Here is a 16,974-nt window from a genome sequence, read left to right as displayed (position 1 = left end):
TTGCTGCTCCTACGGTCGAAAAGGCACTTTCGCAATCCTATTGGCCGGGCAGCCAATAGGGCACAACTCGTGCATCAACATGTCGAATGAGTCTGCAGCTAATGCTAGACAGCTAGACAACATCTGGATAGCCTTTAGGCACAAGTTCGGTGCCTGTGACTGTGCTCACAGCCCGCGGCGGGTAAGCAGCACCCGCTGTGCCGGACAGCCAAAGTCGGCGGTCCCGGCAGGAACAGGCGCCGAATGCGCGAGGACGCGGCATCAAAAGCGCCGCCTAGGACAGGAGCATCGAAGTGATGAGAACCAGAGGCAGATCCACGGTGGCCGCCGTTGCCACAGCAGCGCTGGCCGTGGCAATGCTGGCGGGCTGTACGCAGGACGAGGGTTCGGACACCGGGCCCACAGGGGGAACCGGCGGGGAACCCATCACCGTCTGGACCGCCGACACCCTGCCCGACCGCGTGGCCAAGACCGAGGCCATTATCGAGAAATTCACCGCGGCCACCGGCGTGCAGGTTGACCTGGTGGGCGTCCCCGAGGACCAGTTCAACCAGGTCCTCACCTCGTCGGCAGCAGCAGGCGACCTTCCCGACGTCATCGGCTCCATCTCGCTGGCGCAGGTCCGCACGCTTGCCGCCAATGACCTGGTGGACAGCGACACGAACAAGGCGATCGTGGAGAGCCTCGGCGAAGGCACCTTCTCCGAGCGTGCCCTTGAGCTGACGCGCGACGGCGACGAGCAGCTGTCAGTGCCGGACTCCTCGTGGCAGCAGCTCCTGTACTACCGCAAGGACCTGTTCGAGAAGGCCGGCCTCACGGCGCCCAAGACCTACGACGACATCAAGGCGGCAGCACAAAAGCTGGATACGCCTGAGCTGGCGGGCATCGCCGCGGCCAACAAGCCGGGCGAGGCCTTCACGCAGCAGACCTTCGAGCACATCGCGCAGGGCAACGGCTGCGAAATGGTCAACGACCAGGGCGACATCACCTTCGACAGCCCCGAATGCGTGGGAGCCCTCACCTTCTACCGCGACATGCTGAAGGACTACTCGGTGCCGGGCGCCCAGGACGTGGACACCGTCCGAGCCTCCTACTTCGCCGGGCAGGCAGCGATGGCCATCTGGTCCACTTTCCTGCTGGATGAAATGGCCGGCCTCCGCAACGACGCCGCCCCCACCTGCCCCGAATGCGCCGCGGACCCCGCCTTCCTGGCCAAGAACACCGGCGTCGTGACCGGCATCCAGGGCCCCGACGGCGACCAGCCCGCCCAGTTCGGCGAAGTGGTCTCGTGGACGGTCACCAAGGACTCGGCCAGCGACTCCGCCCGGAAATTCGTGGAGTACTTCATGACCGAGGGCTACGTTGACTGGCTCTCCATCGCTCCGGAAGGACGCCTTCCGGTCCGTGCCGGCACCGCCGACAACCCCACCGAATACGCGGACAAGTGGAAGACGATGCCCGCCGGCGTGGACAAGAAGGAACCGCTGGGCAACTTCTACTCCGAGGACGTCCTCTCCGTGCTGGAGCAGGGTCCCGATGAGCTGAAGCGCTGGGGCATCACGCAGGGCCAGGGCGACCTGGTGGGCGCTGCCCTGGGTGAGCTGCCCATCGCCAAGGCCGTCAGCGACGTCACCTCCGGCGGCGTTGATCCCGAGACCGCAGCCAAGCAGGCGGCCGATTCCCTCAAGTCCATCAAGGATTCGCTGCAGTGAGTTCCACCCAAAAGGACGCTCCGGCAGGACCGGCGGCATCAGCCGCCGGCCTGCGGGGGCGCCGCAAGCTTTCCCCGATGGCCCGCGAGGAGCAGCGCGCCGGCCTCACCCTGCTGTCCCCAACGCTGGTGCTGGTCCTGGTCATGGTGGTGTTGCCCATCCTCTGGACCCTGGTGCTGGCGTTCCAGCGCGTGCGGATCCTCAACATCCGCACGGCAGGGATCTTCGGCCCGTACACCGTGGCCAACTTCGACAACGTCTTCTCCAGCAGCTTCTTCCAGTCGCTGGCAACCACCCTGGCGTACTCCATCCTGGGCACGGCCGGGGCCATCATCCTGGGCCTGATAGCCGCCCTCGCCCTGCGCAAGCCGTTCAAGGGCAGGACGCTGATCCGGGCCTCCATGCTCATCCCGTACGTCGCCCCGATCGTGGCCGTCACCTTCACCTGGACCACCATGCTCGATCCCCAATTCGGGCTGGTCAACTACTGGGGGAAGCGGCTGTTCGGCTGGGAGGAAGCCATTCCGTTCCTCAGCGAGCGGGTCAGGGACGTCTCCCTCCTGGGCCTGGAGTTCCAGATCCCCACAGCCCTGATCACGGTCATCGTGTTCGAGTGGTGGCGGTCCTTCCCGTTCGCCTTCCTGTTCCTCACCGCCCGGCTCAACGCAGTGCCGGACAGCCTGGAGGAGGCGGCCCGGGTGGATGGCGCCACGCCCATCCAGCGGTTCTTCCACATCATCCTGCCGCAGCTGCTGCCCACCATGGCCATGCTGTCCGTCCTGCGCTTCATCTGGACGTTCAACAGCTTCGATGACATCTACCTGCTCACCGGCGGTGGCGGCGGCACCGAAGTGGTGGCCGTTACCGTGTTCAACTACCTCACCGCCCGCGGCGACATTGGCGCGGCATCCGCCCAGGCACTGGTCCTGGCCCTCATCCTGGGCCTGTTCGTGGGCGTCTACATCAAGTTCTTCGCGAAGAAAGAGGAGGTCTCCTGATGGCGGTTCCCGTCGAAACACGGCGCCCGGCCTCTTCGCCCCGGCCCCCTGAAGGGTCCCGCTGGACGCGGGACGTGATCGAAACAGGATCTTCGGCGTGCTGCGCTGGGTGGTGATCGTCGGCCTGGTGCTGGTGACGCTTTTCCCGTTCTACTACATGTTCATCCTGTCCATCCGGCCCCTGGACTCGCTCCTGCGGGACCCGGGCTCACTGGTCATTCCGCTCGCCGAACTGGACTGGGGCTCCTACGTGAGCATCATGACGCCGCAGGAGGACGGCGGCCAGGGCTTCCTGAGGTTCATGGGCAACAGTGCCCTGGTGGCGCTGGGCACGGTGCTGATTTCGCTGCTGGTGGCCATCCCGGGCTCCTACGCCATCAGCCGGCTGAACTTCTTCGGCCGCCGCCAGGTCAGCGCCCTGTTCCTGGCCGTGTACCTGTTCCCCAGCATCCTGCTGGCCATCCCCCTGTTCACCTTCTTCACCCGCCTGGGCCTGCGCGGCCAGCTGGTGGCGCTGCTGATTGTCTACGTGGCGCAGGTGATCCCGGTGACCATCTACATGCTGCGGAACTACTTCGACACCATCCCCACCAGCCTGGAGGAAGCCGCCGCCCTGGACGGCGCCAGCAGGCTCGGCGTCCTGCGCCGGATCAGCCTGCCGCTGGCCATGCCCGCCATCATCTCCAACGGCCTGTTCGTGTTCATGATCGCGTGGAACGAGTTCCTCTTCGCGCTGCTGTTCCTGGTCAACACCCGGCCCAGCTGGACGGTCTCGCTGGGCCTGTCCCAGCTGGCAGGAAGCATCGAGGTGCCCACCACCGTGCTGATGGCGGGCTCGGTGATCCTGACCCTGCCCATCATCATCATCTTCTTCGCCGCGGAGCGGCTCCTCACCGAGGGCCTCACCGCAGGCGCGGAGAAAGGCTGATGGCGTCCGCAACAGGGGCAGGTACCAGCGGCCTCCGGGAGACCGTCCGTGGTCTCCTGCGGCGCACTGGCGCGCGGAGCACGGCTACTCGGTGCCCAACCCCGGAACCTATCCGCACCTGTGGCTGTGGGACTCCTGCTTCCATGCAGTCCTCTGGGCGAAGCTGGGTGACGGCAGGGCGGCCGCCCAGGAACTGGACGCCGTCCTTGCCGGCCAGCTTGCCGGCGGGATGGTGCCGCACATGCGCTACGGCGGAGCGGGGCCGGACACCTGGCTGGGTCCCCTTCCCGGGACGTCCTCGCTGACCCAGCCGCCCATGTTCGGGCACGCCGCAAGGGTGATGTCCGACGCCGGCATCCAGCTGTCAGCCGCCACCCTTGCCAGGGCGCGGGCGGGGCTGGACTGGCTGTGGGAGAACCGGCGCACACCCGAGGGCCTCATCTATGTTGTCCATCCGTGGGAAGCCGGAAACGACCATTCCCCGCGCTGGGATGACTGGGGCGCCCCGGGCAGGACCAGTGACGGCTACAGCCGGTCCGCACGGACAGCCTGGAACAAGGAACGCATGGCGGAGGTGTCCTTCTCGGCGGACGGCGCCGCGTGCTGGTCCACGAGCTTCGTCGCCTGCCCGGCGGCCTTCAACGCCTACACCGCCTTCAACCTCCGCGAGCTCGCCGCCATCACCGGCGACCCGGAACTCGAAGCACGGGCGGCGGCGCTCGCGGAGGCCATGGACGAACAGCTGTGGGATGACAGCGAACAGCTTTGGTCAGACCTTGCGGTGGTGGGCGGCGGCCCGTCCGTCAGCATCCCCATCAGCGACGGCGTGATGGGAGCCCTGGTCACCGCAGACCGTGCCAAAGCCAGGGCCGCCCTCGCGCAGCTGGCAGACCCCGCCCGGTTCGGGGCACCCTACGGTCCCGCAAATGTGGCCAGGTCCCACCCCGCGTACGACCCGGACACCTACTGGCGCGGCCCGGCGTGGCCGCCGCTGAACTACCTGTTCCAGCAGGCCTTCCGGCGCCAGGGCATGGACGATGAAGCGGCGTCGCTGGCGAAGCTTACGGAAGCCGGCGCTGTTGCCAGCGGCTGGGCCGAGTACTGGAACCCGGACAACGGACGCGGCCTGGGTGCCGTGCCCCAGACGTGGGCGGGCCTCGTCATTGCCATGCAGCAGTAGCGGCCGCCACAACGGCGCGGGCCAGGCATTCGTGGCCCGCGTCGTTGGCGTGCACGGTGTCCTCCGCCAGCATGGTGCCCGCGTCCCAGCCGTCGGCCTCCGCAACCACCACGCCGGGGAACCTTTCCGCCACCCGCCGCAGTTGGTCGTTGTACACATTCACCAGGCCGTTCGAGCCCCGGTTGTGGGGAGCGTGGAGGCTGAAGTCCAGCAGCGGAGGCTGCGCCACGGCAACCACCAGCGCCCCCGGGGCCGCCCGCCGGAAGGCGGCCAGGATGGTCCGCAGCGCGCCGGCATAGTTTTCAAGGGACGACGGCGACTCGCCGCCCAGGCGAAGATCGTTCAGTCCCGTCATGAGCAGGTAGAGGGCGGCCGGCGGGGGAGCGGCGTCCCGGACCAGCGCGGCTGTTCCGGTGCTGCTGCTGCCGCCGACGCCCCGGTTGTCCAGCTCCAGTCCCAGCCCTGCTGCTGCCCGGGCGGCCAGGCGCAACGACGGCGCGGACGCGCCATCCCCGTCAATCCACGAGTGACCGTACGAAACCATCCGCCGCATCCCGGCTCCTGCCCTCCGCCAGCTACGCAGCCCCGGGTGGGCCGCCGACGTGCCGGCAACGTTATCAAGACCGCTTTCCCGATCGGAAGTCCATGAGCCCCTTTCCCGCCAGCAGCTACGACAAATTTCCCACCGTCACCGTTCCAGGGCACCATCAGGCCTGGACCGGACACGCAGCCTGGCAGGAAGCGGCCCGTGCGGATAAGCCGGTGGTGGTGGACACCTACCCGGGCGTCCGGCTGGATGAACTGAAAGCCTCTATTGCGGAAGCGCTGCCCGGCCACCGGATCCTGGATGTCGAGGACCTTGCCGCCCTGCCCATCGCGGACATCGACGCCCTGATCGCCGCCAACCTCACGGACGACCGCGTCTTTGGCGTCCTGAGCCATCACACCCTTGCCGACTTCTACGACGCCGGAAGGCTTGCCGGCCTGGCAACCCGGGTGTCGGCGTCGGACGTTCCCGTGGTCCTGGTGGGCTGGGAGCCGCCCTGGTGCCGCTGCCCGAGCGCACGCTGGTCCTCGCGGACATGGCGCGCTGGGAACTTCAGCAGCGCCAGCGAGCCGGGGCCCCGAACTGGCGCTGCCACAACACCAACGAGGACAACCTGCGCAAGTACAAGCGCAGCTTTTTCGTGGAATGGCGGGTGGCGGACCGGCACAAGCGGCAGATGTTCCCCGCCGTCGACTACGTCCTGGACACCAACCGCAGCATCGCCGGGGCCACGCTGATCACGGGGGAGACGTTCCACCGCGGGATGGCCGCGGCCGCCGCGGCACCGTTCCGCGTGGTGCCGTTCTTCGATCCCGGCGTGTGGGGCGGGCAGTGGATGAAGAAGGTCATCGGACTGGACGCGGAGGCGGACAACTACGCCTGGTGCTTCGACTGCGTTCCGGAGGAGAACAGCATCCTGCTGGACGTGGGCGGACAGGTGGTGGAACTGCCATCCCTGAACGTGGTGTTCACCCAGCCCGCTGCGCTGCTGGGACCGCAGACCTTCGCCCGGTTCGGCGCTGAATTCCCCATCCGCTTCGACTTCCTGGACACCATGGGCGGCGGCAACCTCTCGCTGCAGGTCCATCCGCTCACGGACTACATCCAGGACCGGTTCGGCATGCATTACACGCAGGACGAGAGCTACTACCTCCTGGACGCCGGCCCTGACGCGGTGGTGTACCTGGGGCTCAAATCCGGGACGGACCCGGCGGCCATGGTCAGGGCGCTGAAGGAAGCGTCCGACGGCGGCACGCACTTCCCGGCGGAGGATTACGTCAACGCCTTTCCGGCGCGCAAGCACGACCACTTCTCCATCCCGGCCGGCACGGTGCATGCGTCCGGCGCCAACTCGATGGTGCTGGAGATCTCGGCGACGCCCTACATCTTTACCTTCAAAATGTGGGACTGGGACCGGGTGGGACTGGACGGCAGGCCCCGGCCCATCCACGTGGACCACGCCAGCCGGAATATCCAGTGGGACCGCGACACGGTATGGGTGAAGGAGCAACTGCTGGACCAGGTGGAGGAGCTGGGCTCGGGCCCGGGCTGGACCGAGGAGCGGACAGGCCTGCACGAACTCGAGTTCATCGAGGTGCGGCGGCACTGGTTCACCGGCACCGTGGAACACCACACCCGCGGCACCGTCAATGTCCTCAACCTGGTGGAAGGCCCCGAAGCCGTGGTGGAGAGCCCGGATGGCCGCTTCGAGCCGTTCGTGGTGAACTACGCCGAAACCTTCATCATTCCCGCCGCCGTGGGTGCCTACACCATCCGCCCCCACGGTGCCGGGACAGGCCAGAAGCTGGCCACGGTGAAGGCCTACGTCCGCGGCACCGAAACGGACCTGCCCGCCAGGGTTGTCGGCCGGCCCGCCTGAGGGCTGTGCCTAAGGTTCGGCCCGGACTTCCCTCCGAGCTGCCTGCCTCCGGCCGAACTCCCGGGTCCACGCCCACCAGGCGGCCCCCACCAGCCCGGCTTCCTCGGACCGCGCAGCCTTCCGGAGCGGCAGCGCAGCCAGTTGCGGATGTACCGCCACCAGCCCCTGACGGACCGCCGGTTCCACGATGTCCCAGGAGCCGGCCATGGAGCCTCCTACGATGAGGACCTCCGCACCGAACCGCAACAGAAACGGGCCCACGGCCTCGCCAAGGGCAGCAAAGGCGCGCCCAAGGACTGCCACGGCCACGGCGTCGCCGGCCCGGCACGCCTCCGCTATGGCTCGCACGTCCGGGGCGCCGGCGTCGGGCATCTCCGCAGCGTAGGCGCGGCGGATCGCCCGGCGGGAGACGGTCTCCTCAAGCGGGCGGCCCCGGTACTGCAGCAGGTAACAGCTGCCGTCCGGCGGCACGTCCGGCCCGGCCTTCACCGGAACACCGTCGGCAAGGAACGCCGAACCCACACCTGTTCCCAGCGTGAGGCACACGGCCCGGCGGCTGTCCCCGGCAGCACCCAGGGCCACCTCGCCGATGCCGAACGCGTCGGCGTCGTTAAGGACCAGGCGCTCCTCATCGCGTCCTGCAGCCGTGACCGCAGCCCGGCCCTGATATCCACGCCGCGGAGTTGGTCGAACTTGCCCACATGCTCATACAGGGCCACCCCGTTCGCATAGTCGAAGGGGCCGGGCAGCGCGACACCCCAGCAGCCGTCATGGCGAGCGCCGATGTCCCGTGCCGCGGCCGCCAGGCCATCCAGGAGGGTGTCCGCGGAAGCGTTCGCGTCAAGGCCGCGCCGCACCACGCTGTCCGGGACCACGGCCCACTGCTGTTCCCTATTGCCAGGGCTGCTCACCAGGGCCGCCGTTACATGCGTGCCGCCGATCTCCAGTACCGGCGTTGGCTTGCCGCCGTTGTCCACCTGTCTCCCTCCAAACCCTGCTGTCCGGCGTTTGGTAACAGCTGACGGTCCGCCGCAACCTCGGCCGCCAGGTGCACGGCCGGCTGTGCTGCGGGACCGAAAGCACGGGATAAACATACTGCAGTTTTTGTATAACAACTAGGCACAAGTGGGCTAGTGCTTATGCTAATGTCAGATAGGTCACAGGATGACAGCCTCCACGAACCGAAGGACAAAACTGAAAGTGTCCCGCTTTCTCCGCATCGCCGCGCCCCGCAGCGTGGCTGTTGTTGACCAGCCGTCCGTCCCCCTCGAACCCGGCCAGGCGAGGGTAAGCACCATCTACTCCGGCATCTCGGCCGGGACCGAGCTCACTGCCTACCGCGGCACCAATCCGTACCTCACCTCCGTGTGGGATCCGGCGTCGCGCCTCTTCCAGCCGGGCCGGGAAGCGCTGAACTATCCGCTGGATGGCTGGGGTATTCCGAAGTAGGCGAGGTGGTGGAAGTTGCGCCACCGGCAGCGCCGGTGTCGGATGCCGCCGAATCGGACCCGCCCGTGAAGCCGGGCGATATCGTCTGGGGGATCTGGGGGCACCGGGATGAGGGCATCCTCGCCTCGGAGACCCTGCGCGGCCACGTCCTGCCGGATGGGATGGACCCCCTGGCCGGCGCGTTCGTCCGCGTGGGTGCCATCGCCCTGAGCGCCGTGCTCGCCGCGGACCTTGGCCCGGGTTCCACGGTGGCGATTTTCGGCCAGGGCGTCATCGGGCTGCTGGCCACCCGCTTTGCCGTCCTGAACGGGGCGGCCGTGATCGCCGTCGACGGCATCGAGAACCGGCGCGCGCACGCGCTGCAGTGGGGTGCCGGCCATGCCCTCAGCCCGTCACCGGAGCTCGCCGGGGACATCAGGCGGATCACCAGCGGAGCCGGCGTGGACGTGGCCATCGAGCTGAGCGGCAATTACCGCGCGCTGCACGAGGCAACCCGCACCGTGGGCGCGGACGGCACCGTCATCGCGGCCGGATTCTACCAGGGCGAGGCCACAGGCGTCCGCTTCGGCGAGGAGTTCCACCACAACCGTGTCCAACTGCTGGCCTCGCAGATCGGTTCCGTGCCCAACCGGCTCCGTTCCCGCTGGACCGTTCCGCGGCTGCAGCAGACGGTGGTGGACCACCTGGCCAAGGGGCTGGTGGACGCACCCTCCCTCGTCACCCATACCTTTCCCCTGGCGGACGCCGCCAAAGCCTACGAACTACTGGACACGGACCCCCAGTCCGCGCTCCAGGTTGTATTGGAGTTCTCATGACCGTCATCACCGTCCAGGAACAACACCTTCCAGGCGCCAGCCTTGAGGAGAAGTTCGACCACGCGCTGGAATGGGGTTTCGGCGGAATCGAGCTCCGCTCAGCCGGCAACCTCGAGTTCGAGGCGAGGCTCCCGGAGCTGCGCCGCGCCCGGGCTGCGGGTGTCGTGATGCCCACGGCCTGCGTGGAGATGTCCCACTTCATCGGCGCGTTCGACGACGAACTCCGGAAGGACGCTGTCGTGCAGCTGAAATCCCAGCTCAGCGTCATGGCCGAGATCGGCGGCCGCGGCGTCATGACCCCGGCCTCGTACGGCATGTTCTCCAGGCGGCTGCCCCCGTTCGTGCCGCCCAGGACCGAGGAGCAGGACACCGCCGTGCTGGTCGAGGCCCTGGCACACCTGGGCGGGCACGCGGCGTCGGAAGGCGTGGAGCTCTACCTGGAACCCCTCAACCGCTACGAGGACCACATGGTCAACCGGCTCGCTGACGGCGTCCGGCTCCTGAAGTTCGCCGGCCAGGACGCGGTGAAGCTGGCACCGGACACCTACCACATGAACATCGAGGAAAGTGATCCGGCGGAGGCGCTGCAGGAAGCGGCGGACTATATCGGCCATGTCCAGGCCAGCGACTCCAACCGGCTGGAACCCGGGGCGGGCCACATCGACTGGGCACTGTTCGGGGCCACGCTGAAATCCATCGGCTACCAGGGGACGGTGGCACTGGAGTCCAGGCTGTCCGGTCCCGCGGCCGAAGTCCTTCCCCGCGTTCCCTCGCTGCTGGGACGGTACCTGTGAGCGGCGGCCACACCCGGGATGCCCGGATGGCTGCCCCGGACGGGCGCGGCGCGGACCCCCGCCGGATTGCCGCCCTCGGCACCGCCGTCCTGGAAGCCAACTGGCGCACCACCCACACGGTTCCGGCGCCGGGACTGTATCCGCACCAGTGGAGCTGGGACTCCTCCTTCATCGCGGTAGGGCTGCGGCGCGTCTCGCCCCGCCGCGCAGGGCAGGAAATGGACGCGTTGTTTGCCGGGCAGTGGGACGACGGCCGCCTGCCCCAGATCGTCTTCGATCCGCACCGGGACCAGGATTACGCGCCGGGCGCGTCCTTCTGGCAGTCCACCAGCATCCCCGGCGCACCCAGGCACGCCGAGACGGCGGGCCTGGTCCAGCCGCCCAACCACGCCTGGGCGGTCTGGAAGATCCACCAGGCGGACCCCGCCGAATCACGCCGCCGGTCCTTCCTCGAACGGAGCTACCCCAAGCTGGTGCGCTGGCACGGCTACCTCACCGGCCGCCGGGACCGCCGCGGATCCGGGCTGGCCTGCATCGTCCACCCGTGGGAGTCGGGCACGGACAACTCCCCACTGTGGGACGACGTGATGGCACGAATCCCCGATGACTGCCGCACACCACTGAACCGGCCGGACCTGCAGCACGCCGACGCCGGAGAGCGCCCCAGCCAGAAGGAGTACGGCAAATACTTCTGGATGGCTGAACGCTACCGGGACCACAGCTGCGACGACGAGGACCGGGACTACCCCTTCCTGATGGAGGACCCGCTCTTCAACACCCTCCTGGCGGTGTCAGAGCTGGCGCTCGCGGATATTGCCGCGGAACTGGGGCTGCCCGCAGGAGTCCACCGCGAGCGCGCGCAGCGGACGGCGGAGGCGCTGGAGCAGCTGTATGTTCCGGAGCTCGGCTGCTACTCCGCGCGGGACGCCATCACCGGAGCCGTGGTGCGGAAGGCCACCGTCAACGGGCTGATGCCGCTGCTGCTTCCCGGCCAGGCCCATGCCGACGAACTAATTGCCACCCTGAACGGACCGCGCTTCCTGGGCGGCGGCGCCCTGATGGTGCCCAGCTACGACGCCACCGCGGAGGACCACAATCCGGCGCTGTACTGGCGCGGACCGGCGTGGTTCAACATGACCTGGCTGGTGGCCGAGGCCCTGGACCGGCTGGGACGGACCGGCCAGGCGGACTTCCTGCGCGGCAACATCGGCAAGCTCGCGGCGGAGCACGACTTTCCCGAATACGTCGACCCCTGGACGGGTGCGGCGCACGGCACCCGGAGCTTCAGCTGGACCGCGGCGCTGGCACTGGAAACCACCTATCAAAGGAGCGCCCTGTGACCGCCACCGCACCTCCGTCCGCCGTCTCCGTCCTGGTGGCGCACGGCGCCATGATGCGCGGCGCCCCTGATGGCAGCATCGGGCGCGCGCAGGCCGCCGCCCTCGGCACCGAGGGCCTCTACGTGGCGGACACCCGGCTGCTCTCACGCTGGATCCTGGAGATCGACCGGTCTGCCTTCTGGGAGGTCGGCAGCGTCTCGGAACCGGGCCGTCGGCGCATCGCCATGAGCCCCGCGGGCCGGCGGAACCAGACGCATGACCTCTTCGTCGTCCGGACCCAGGAGCTGGACGCGGGCGGCCTCACCGAGACCCTGGCCATCCGGAACCTCGGCCGGGAGCCCGTCACCGCACACCTGGTCCTGGGCGCCGGCACCGACTTCGCGGACCAGTTCACGGTCCGCACGGACGGCAGGACCTTCGACCTTTCCGCGGCTGCCAGCAGCCTCACCGTGATCGACGACGGTTCCCTGACTTTCGACTACACGCACACCCTCGCGGGCCGCACCTTTGAGGCAGGGGTCAGGGTCACGGCCAGCATTGCACCGTCGGTCCGCCGTGAGCCGGTGGCCGGGCGTTTCGTGGCTGCAACCTTGACCTGGGACCTTCCCCTGGAAGCCGGCGGGGAACAGGCGCTGACCATCACCGCCCTCGCCACCGCGCCGCTGCGGCCGAAGCCGGCAGCGCCGGAGCCCCGCGTGCCACGCCCCGGTTCGTCCGGAAAGCACGTCCCGCAGGGGAAGTCCGCGCAGCCCAAGGAGGACAGCGCGCTCAGGCGCCAAAGCCTCCGGGACCTGGATTCGCTGCTGATGCCCTGCCCGCTGCGGCCGGACCTGACCATCCCGGCCGCCGGCCTGCCCTGGTTCCTCACGTTCTTTGGCCGGGACTCGGTCCTGGCCTCGCTGCTGGCGCGGCAGGACCGCCCTGACCTGCTTCCGGACGTCCTCCGCGCCCTGGCCGCCACGCAGGGGACCGTCCATGACCCCGCCAGGGTGGAGCAGCCCGGCAAAATGGTGCACGAGCTGCGGGTCAGCGAGCTGGCGCAGCTGGGCGCCGTACCGTATGGCCGCTACTACGGGACGGTGGATTCCACCCCGCTGTTCCTGATGGCGCTGGGCCGGGTGGACGATCCGCAGCTTCTCCGGGACATGGAACAGCCGGCGCGCGCGGCGGTGGAGTGGATGCTGGGTGACGGCGGCCTGCGGGACACCGGGTTCCTCCGCTACACCCCCGATCCCGGCGGGCTCCTGCACCAGGGCTGGAAGGACTCGCACGACGCCGTGGCCGGGCGGACGGCCGCGAACCTGTGGGTGCAATCGCCCTGGCCGAGGTGCAGGGGTACGCCTGGCGCGGCCTGCGGGAATGCTCCCGCCTCGCGGCCGAGGTCTGGGGCGACCCCGCCTGGGCAGGGCAGCTCCGGAGCCTCGCGGACAAGCTAAAGGTCCGTTTCCGGGTGGACTTCTGGATGCCGGAGCATGACTTCCCGGCACTGGCGGTGGACGGCGAAGGCCGGCAGGTGGATGCGCTGGCGTCCAACGCCGGGCACCTGCTGTGGGCCGGGATCCTGTATCCGGAGGACGCCCGCGCAGTGGCGCTTCGGCTCCTGCGGCCCGACTTCTTTACCGGCTGGGGCATCCGGACCCTTGCCGAAGGGCAGCACAATTACCACCCGCTGTCCTACCACAACGGCTCCGTCTGGCCGCATGACACCATGCTGGCCGCCGAGGGCATGGCGTCCTACGGCCTGCGCGACCAGGCCGCCACCGTGGCGCGCGGCCTCCGCGACGCCGCAGCCTACTTCGGCAACACACTGCCGGAGCTGTTTGGCGGCTTCTCCAGGCAGGACTTTCCGGTTCCAGTGCAGTACCACCACGCCGGGTCCCCGCAGGCGTGGGCCGCCGCCGCGGGCCTGTCCGCGTGCCGGCTGGCGGGGGAGGGGACTCCGCGGACGGGCCAGCAGGCCGGGGAGAAGCGCGACGGCGGTGCGGCACCCGCCGCGGAAGCCGCCGTCGTGCCCGGCATGGGGGCCGCCCGTGGCTAGGCCGGCCCGGGCGGGATCCATGCCCGCCGCGGAGCCAGCAAAGGAAACGCGGTGCACGGGCATGGTGGAAGTCCGGGTACGGGAGCCGCAGGAGGCCTCCGCGGCGCTGGCCGATGCGGTCCGGATGGTGGAGGAAGCCGCCAACCGGTATGGCACCGGCATCATGGTCACGGAGGTCGGCGAGGGAAGCTACGTGGTGCGGGCCCACCCGGCCGTTCCCCACGGGCTGGTGCGCCAGCAGGGCAAAGGAGCCGCGCCTTGAAATAGCGGGGGCAACTCCGGCGTTAGGCTGTGCAGAGGCCACACCGCATCGAAGGAGATCCCCTTGAGTGACATCACCATCCGCCACAACGCCGAACGCGAGCGTTTCGAAATACTCGACGCCGGCAACGTGATCGGGAAGGCCACGTACAAGGCGTACGACGGCGGCGGGTCGCCGCAGCGGATTTCTACCACACGGTGGTCAACGAGGAATACGGGGGACAGGGACTGGCCGGCCGGCTGGCCACGGTGGCCCTGGACGAGACCGTGGCCGCCGGAACGGGCATTGTCCCCGTGTGCCCGTTCATCAAGAAGTTCCTTGCCAAGCACCCCGAATATGCCGGCAGCGTGGCTGCGGTGAAGCCGGCGCACCTGGAGTTCCTGGACACGGCGCTCGCAGCCCGGACAAGGGCGTAGCTGCAGGCCTGCGACGCGCATCCTGGGTTTCGACGCGCACATCCTCTTTCGACGCAGACTCTGCTTTTCGACGCGCAGATTCCCTGGCGCCCCTGAAATTTGGGCCGCGACAGGGAACCTGCGGGTCGAAAGTGAATTGCCGTGTCGGAATCGACCCGGGCAACACTCCGGCGGGCTATCAGCCGGCTCCCAACAACTGGTGATCTAATCGGCATCACATCGCGTGCTGGGACGTGATGCCCAGATTGTTGAGTTGTGACAGGAGCCCCTATGCCGGTGCACCCAGTAGAGCCGCGGGTAGAGCAGGAAGTTCGTCCCGTCCGCCACGGCCGGAAGAAGGTGGCGCTCCTGCTGTGCGCCGTCGCGCTGGTCATCGTGGCCACCACCGCCCTGGCCGTGGTCCGGTCCGAGCCGTTCGGCGGCACCGCAGCCCCCACGGCCGCCGCCCCCGTCCCGGCCGAACCGGTGGCTGCCGCGCCCGACTCGCTGCAGGACAAGGTTGAGTCCATCCTCGATGAAGCCGGCGACTACCGGATCGGCGTCGCGCTGGCGGACGTCTCGGGCGACGCCGCTCTGACGTTCGGTGACACAGACGTGTTCACGGCCGCCAGCACCGCCAAGCTGATCACCGCGGCAGCCTTCTACCACCTGGTCGAAACCGGGGAAGCCAGCCTCGATGACCCGATGGGGGACTACGACGCCGCCTTCCAGATGGAAGCCATGGTGAACCAGAGCAACAATGATTCGTGGCTGCTGCTGATGGACGCCGTGGGCTATCCCCGGCTGATTAATTATGCGGCCTCGATGGGCGTCACCTACGATCCGGAACAGAACCTGCTGACCGCCGCAGACATGGCACTGGTCCTCAAGAAGCTGCATGCCGGGGAGTTGCTCAACGAAGCCAACACGGCCGAGCTGCTGGGCTACATGCAGGACACCAACAACGATGACCTCATCCCCGCCGGGTCCCGCGCCGGCATAGACGTGCAGCACAAATACGGGGAGATGGACGGGACCTCCACGACGCCGCGCTCCTGACCTACCGCGGCTCCACCTTCGCGCTGGTGATCTACACCGAAAACCCCGAGGGCTTCGAGGAACCGGAACAGGCGGAGCTCATCCGGGAGCTGACCGGCACGGTTGAGGACGCCCTGTTCCCGCTGACCCCGGCCGGGAAGTAACAGCCCAGCGGCCGGGTGACGCTCCGGACCGCGAAAGTCGCGTCCCGGCCGCACCTTGCACCAGACTGTTACCGTGAGCAACAACCCCCGGACTGCCCTGGCCGTCGCCGGCCTCAGCCTGGGCACGGCACTGAACCCCCTCAACTCCTCCATGATCGCCGTGGCCCTGGTGGTGCTCCGCGCCGATTTCGGGCTCGACGTCGCCGCCGTCACCTGGGTGGTCACCTCCTTCTACCTGGCCTCCGCGGCGGGCCAGCCGGTGATGGGGAGGCTGGCGGACCGGTTCGGGCCGCGCCGGATGTTCATGCTGGGCATGGCCCTGGTGGCCGTCACCTGTGCGCTGGCGCCGTTCGCCCCGAACTTCGTCCTCCTCTGCGTTGCCCGGGCGGTGATGGCGCTCGGCACGGCCACCGCCTACCCAAGCGCGGTGGTGATGGTGGGTGCCATCGCGCACCGCGCCGGGATGGAGCCGGCCCGCCCGCTGGGACGGCTGCAGATGGCAAACACGTCCGCGGCCGCCGTCGGGCCCGTTGTCGGCGGACTGCTGGTCAGCCTGGTGGGGTGGGAAGCATTGTTCCTGGTCAACGTTCCGCTCGCGCTGGCCGCGCTGCTGATCGTGCGGCGGGCGGCGCCGCCAGACGAGGCCCGGGAGCGGGGGAGCGTGGTGGAGCTGCTGCGGGACTCCGACATTCCCGGGATCCTGGCGTTCGTGGCCGCGCTGATGCTGGTGATGATGGCCGCGCTCAATGTGCTGCCAGGGTACCGCTGGTGGATGCTGGGCGCCGGAACAGCGATCGGCGCCCTCTTCGCCTGGCGCGAGCTCCGCTTCAACCGGCCGTTCCTGGACCTCCGCCTGCTCGGCCGGAACCGGCCGCTGATGCTGGTGTACCTGGCCTTCGCGGTGTTCAGCAGCGTCTACTACTTCGTCTTCTTCGGCCTGCCGCAGCTGCTGCAGGAAGCCGGCGGCTATGATCCCGGCGTCGTAGGCCTGCTGATGCTGCCGCTCGCCGCGATGTCCGTGGCTGCCACGCCGTGGGCGGTCAAGGCGATGGGAAGGTTCGGGGTACGGCGCGTGCTGCTGGCCGGCGTCGTCCTGCTAACCGCTGTGGCAGGCCTGATGTGGCTGCTGACCGGGACACTCGTCATCCCGCTGGTGGTGGTGCTGACCGCGCTGATGGGCGTGCCCTACGGAACGGTGGGGATTGCCTCCAACCAGGGCATGTTCGTGTCCGTCCGGCCCAGGAGCGGGGCGTGGCGGCGGGCATTTACCAGACCTGCCGGTACGTGGGGGCCATTACCGCCACGGTGATGATCGGCGTCTTCGCAGCCGGCGGCGTGGACCAGGAAAGCTGGGGGCGGATGGTGCTGGCCATGCTGGTCCTGTGCGTGGTGACGTTCGGCGTGAGCCTGCTGTGGCGGCAGCGGGAAGCGTAGG

At 68.7% G+C, this 16,974-nt stretch carries 17 protein-coding genes and 2 pseudogenes; 16 read left to right on the top strand and 3 right to left on the bottom strand.

Translation table 11 applies throughout. The annotated features are described in order from the left end of the window. Nucleotides 1–296: 296 nt before the first annotated feature. The 4 genes from ACPEE0_RS15305 (at nucleotide 297) to ACPEE0_RS15290 (ending at nucleotide 4,818) form a co-directional block, all read left to right on the top strand. Nucleotides 297–1,712 carry an ABC transporter substrate-binding protein gene (locus ACPEE0_RS15305; RefSeq protein WP_354176423.1) on the top strand — a complete coding sequence of 472 codons (1,416 nt, stop codon included), beginning with the start codon at nucleotides 297–299 and terminating at the stop codon, nucleotides 1,710–1,712. Continuing rightward, on the top strand, nucleotides 1,709–2,710 hold the full coding sequence (locus ACPEE0_RS15300) for a carbohydrate ABC transporter permease (RefSeq protein WP_009356961.1): 1,002 nt from the start codon (nucleotides 1,709–1,711) through the stop codon (nucleotides 2,708–2,710). The genes ACPEE0_RS15305 and ACPEE0_RS15300 overlap by 4 nt, the downstream gene beginning before the upstream one ends. 97 nt (nucleotides 2,711–2,807) lie before the next feature. After that, nucleotides 2,808–3,638, top strand: a complete 831-nt coding sequence (locus ACPEE0_RS15295; RefSeq protein WP_424574814.1) for a carbohydrate ABC transporter permease — start codon at nucleotides 2,808–2,810, stop codon at nucleotides 3,636–3,638. A 91-nt stretch (nucleotides 3,639–3,729) separates the two neighbouring features. Continuing rightward, nucleotides 3,730–4,818 carry an MGH1-like glycoside hydrolase domain-containing protein gene (locus tag ACPEE0_RS15290; protein WP_424574813.1) on the top strand — a complete coding sequence of 363 codons (1,089 nt, stop codon included), beginning with the start codon at nucleotides 3,730–3,732 and terminating at the stop codon, nucleotides 4,816–4,818. Here ACPEE0_RS15290 and ACPEE0_RS15285 read toward each other — a convergent pair. Beyond that, a complete protein-coding gene (locus ACPEE0_RS15285; RefSeq protein ID WP_160166596.1) occupies nucleotides 4,799–5,362 on the bottom strand; it encodes an SGNH/GDSL hydrolase family protein in 564 nt (187 codons plus the stop codon). The two genes, ACPEE0_RS15290 and ACPEE0_RS15285, sit on opposite strands and share 20 nt — an antisense overlap. 101 nt (nucleotides 5,363–5,463) lie before the next feature. Here ACPEE0_RS15285 and ACPEE0_RS15280 point away from each other — a divergent pair, with 101 nt between their 5' ends. Together ACPEE0_RS15280 and ACPEE0_RS15275 are read left to right on the top strand one after the other, a co-directional pair. Beyond that, nucleotides 5,464–6,102, top strand: a complete 639-nt coding sequence (locus tag ACPEE0_RS15280; protein WP_424574812.1) for a hypothetical protein — start codon at nucleotides 5,464–5,466, stop codon at nucleotides 6,100–6,102. After that, a complete protein-coding gene (locus tag ACPEE0_RS15275; protein WP_424574811.1) occupies nucleotides 6,018–7,244 on the top strand; it encodes a class I mannose-6-phosphate isomerase in 1,227 nt (408 codons plus the stop codon). Before ACPEE0_RS15280 ends, ACPEE0_RS15275 begins: the two co-directional genes overlap by 85 nt. A 9-nt stretch (nucleotides 7,245–7,253) precedes the next feature. On the opposite strand, the gene ACPEE0_RS15270 is transcribed toward ACPEE0_RS15275, so the two are convergent. After that, a complete protein-coding gene (locus ACPEE0_RS15270) occupies nucleotides 7,254–7,826 on the bottom strand; it encodes an ROK family protein (protein WP_424574810.1) in 573 nt (190 codons plus the stop codon). Next, nucleotides 7,730–8,221, bottom strand: coding sequence for a hypothetical protein (locus ACPEE0_RS15265; RefSeq protein ID WP_424574809.1), 492 nt, complete (start codon nucleotides 8,219–8,221; stop codon nucleotides 7,730–7,732). Before ACPEE0_RS15265 ends, ACPEE0_RS15270 begins: the two co-directional genes overlap by 97 nt. A gap of 223 nt (nucleotides 8,222–8,444) precedes the next feature. On the opposite strand from ACPEE0_RS15265, the gene ACPEE0_RS15260 reads away from it, so the two are divergent. The 10 genes and pseudogenes from ACPEE0_RS15260 to ACPEE0_RS15215 all read left to right on the top strand — a co-directional run bounded on the left by ACPEE0_RS15260 (nucleotide 8,445) and on the right by ACPEE0_RS15215 (nucleotide 16,973). After that, nucleotides 8,445–8,693, top strand: coding sequence for a hypothetical protein (locus ACPEE0_RS15260; RefSeq protein WP_424574808.1), 249 nt, complete (start codon nucleotides 8,445–8,447; stop codon nucleotides 8,691–8,693). An 8-nt stretch (nucleotides 8,694–8,701) separates the two neighbouring features. Next, complete coding sequence (locus ACPEE0_RS15255) at nucleotides 8,702–9,508, top strand: zinc-dependent alcohol dehydrogenase (RefSeq protein WP_424574807.1); 807 nt, start codon at nucleotides 8,702–8,704, stop codon at nucleotides 9,506–9,508. Beyond that, complete coding sequence (locus tag ACPEE0_RS15250) at nucleotides 9,505–10,302, top strand: sugar phosphate isomerase/epimerase family protein (RefSeq protein ID WP_009356968.1); 798 nt, start codon at nucleotides 9,505–9,507, stop codon at nucleotides 10,300–10,302. The genes ACPEE0_RS15255 and ACPEE0_RS15250 overlap by 4 nt, the downstream gene beginning before the upstream one ends. After that, entirely contained in the window at nucleotides 10,299–11,642 is a 1,344-nt protein-coding gene (locus ACPEE0_RS15245; protein ID WP_354176368.1) for an MGH1-like glycoside hydrolase domain-containing protein, read from the top strand. Before ACPEE0_RS15250 ends, ACPEE0_RS15245 begins: the two co-directional genes overlap by 4 nt. Next, the gene (locus ACPEE0_RS15240) at nucleotides 11,639–13,078 is read left to right on the top strand and encodes a glycogen debranching N-terminal domain-containing protein (RefSeq protein WP_424574806.1); all 1,440 of its coding nucleotides are present in this window, start codon (nucleotides 11,639–11,641) and stop codon (nucleotides 13,076–13,078) included. Before ACPEE0_RS15245 ends, ACPEE0_RS15240 begins: the two co-directional genes overlap by 4 nt. Continuing rightward, nucleotides 12,970–13,680 (top strand): amylo-alpha-1,6-glucosidase, encoded by a 711-nt coding sequence (locus ACPEE0_RS15235; RefSeq protein ID WP_424575286.1) that lies wholly within the window; start codon nucleotides 12,970–12,972, stop codon nucleotides 13,678–13,680. Before ACPEE0_RS15240 ends, ACPEE0_RS15235 begins: the two co-directional genes overlap by 109 nt. Next, entirely contained in the window at nucleotides 13,673–13,942 is a 270-nt protein-coding gene (locus ACPEE0_RS15230; protein WP_424574805.1) for a hypothetical protein, read from the top strand. Before ACPEE0_RS15235 ends, ACPEE0_RS15230 begins: the two co-directional genes overlap by 8 nt. Before the next feature lie 63 nt (nucleotides 13,943–14,005). Beyond that, nucleotides 14,006–14,358 (top strand): annotated as a pseudogene (locus ACPEE0_RS15225) (GNAT family N-acetyltransferase). Nucleotides 14,359–14,628: 270 nt separating this feature from the next. Then, the gene (locus tag ACPEE0_RS15220; RefSeq protein WP_424574804.1) at nucleotides 14,629–15,396 is read left to right on the top strand and encodes a serine hydrolase; all 768 of its coding nucleotides are present in this window, start codon (nucleotides 14,629–14,631) and stop codon (nucleotides 15,394–15,396) included. Between the two features lie 216 nt (nucleotides 15,397–15,612). Further along, nucleotides 15,613–16,973, top strand: a pseudogene (locus ACPEE0_RS15215) (MFS transporter). The last annotated feature ends 1 nt before the right edge of the window (nucleotide 16,974 follow it).

The sequence above is a fragment of the Arthrobacter sp. SD76 genome (genome assembly GCF_049726125.1).
Taxonomy (GTDB): domain Bacteria; phylum Actinomycetota; class Actinomycetes; order Actinomycetales; family Micrococcaceae; genus Arthrobacter; species Arthrobacter nitrophenolicus.
The sequence above is the reverse complement of the archived record's forward strand: the minus strand, read 5'-3'. Positions and strand labels throughout refer to the sequence as shown.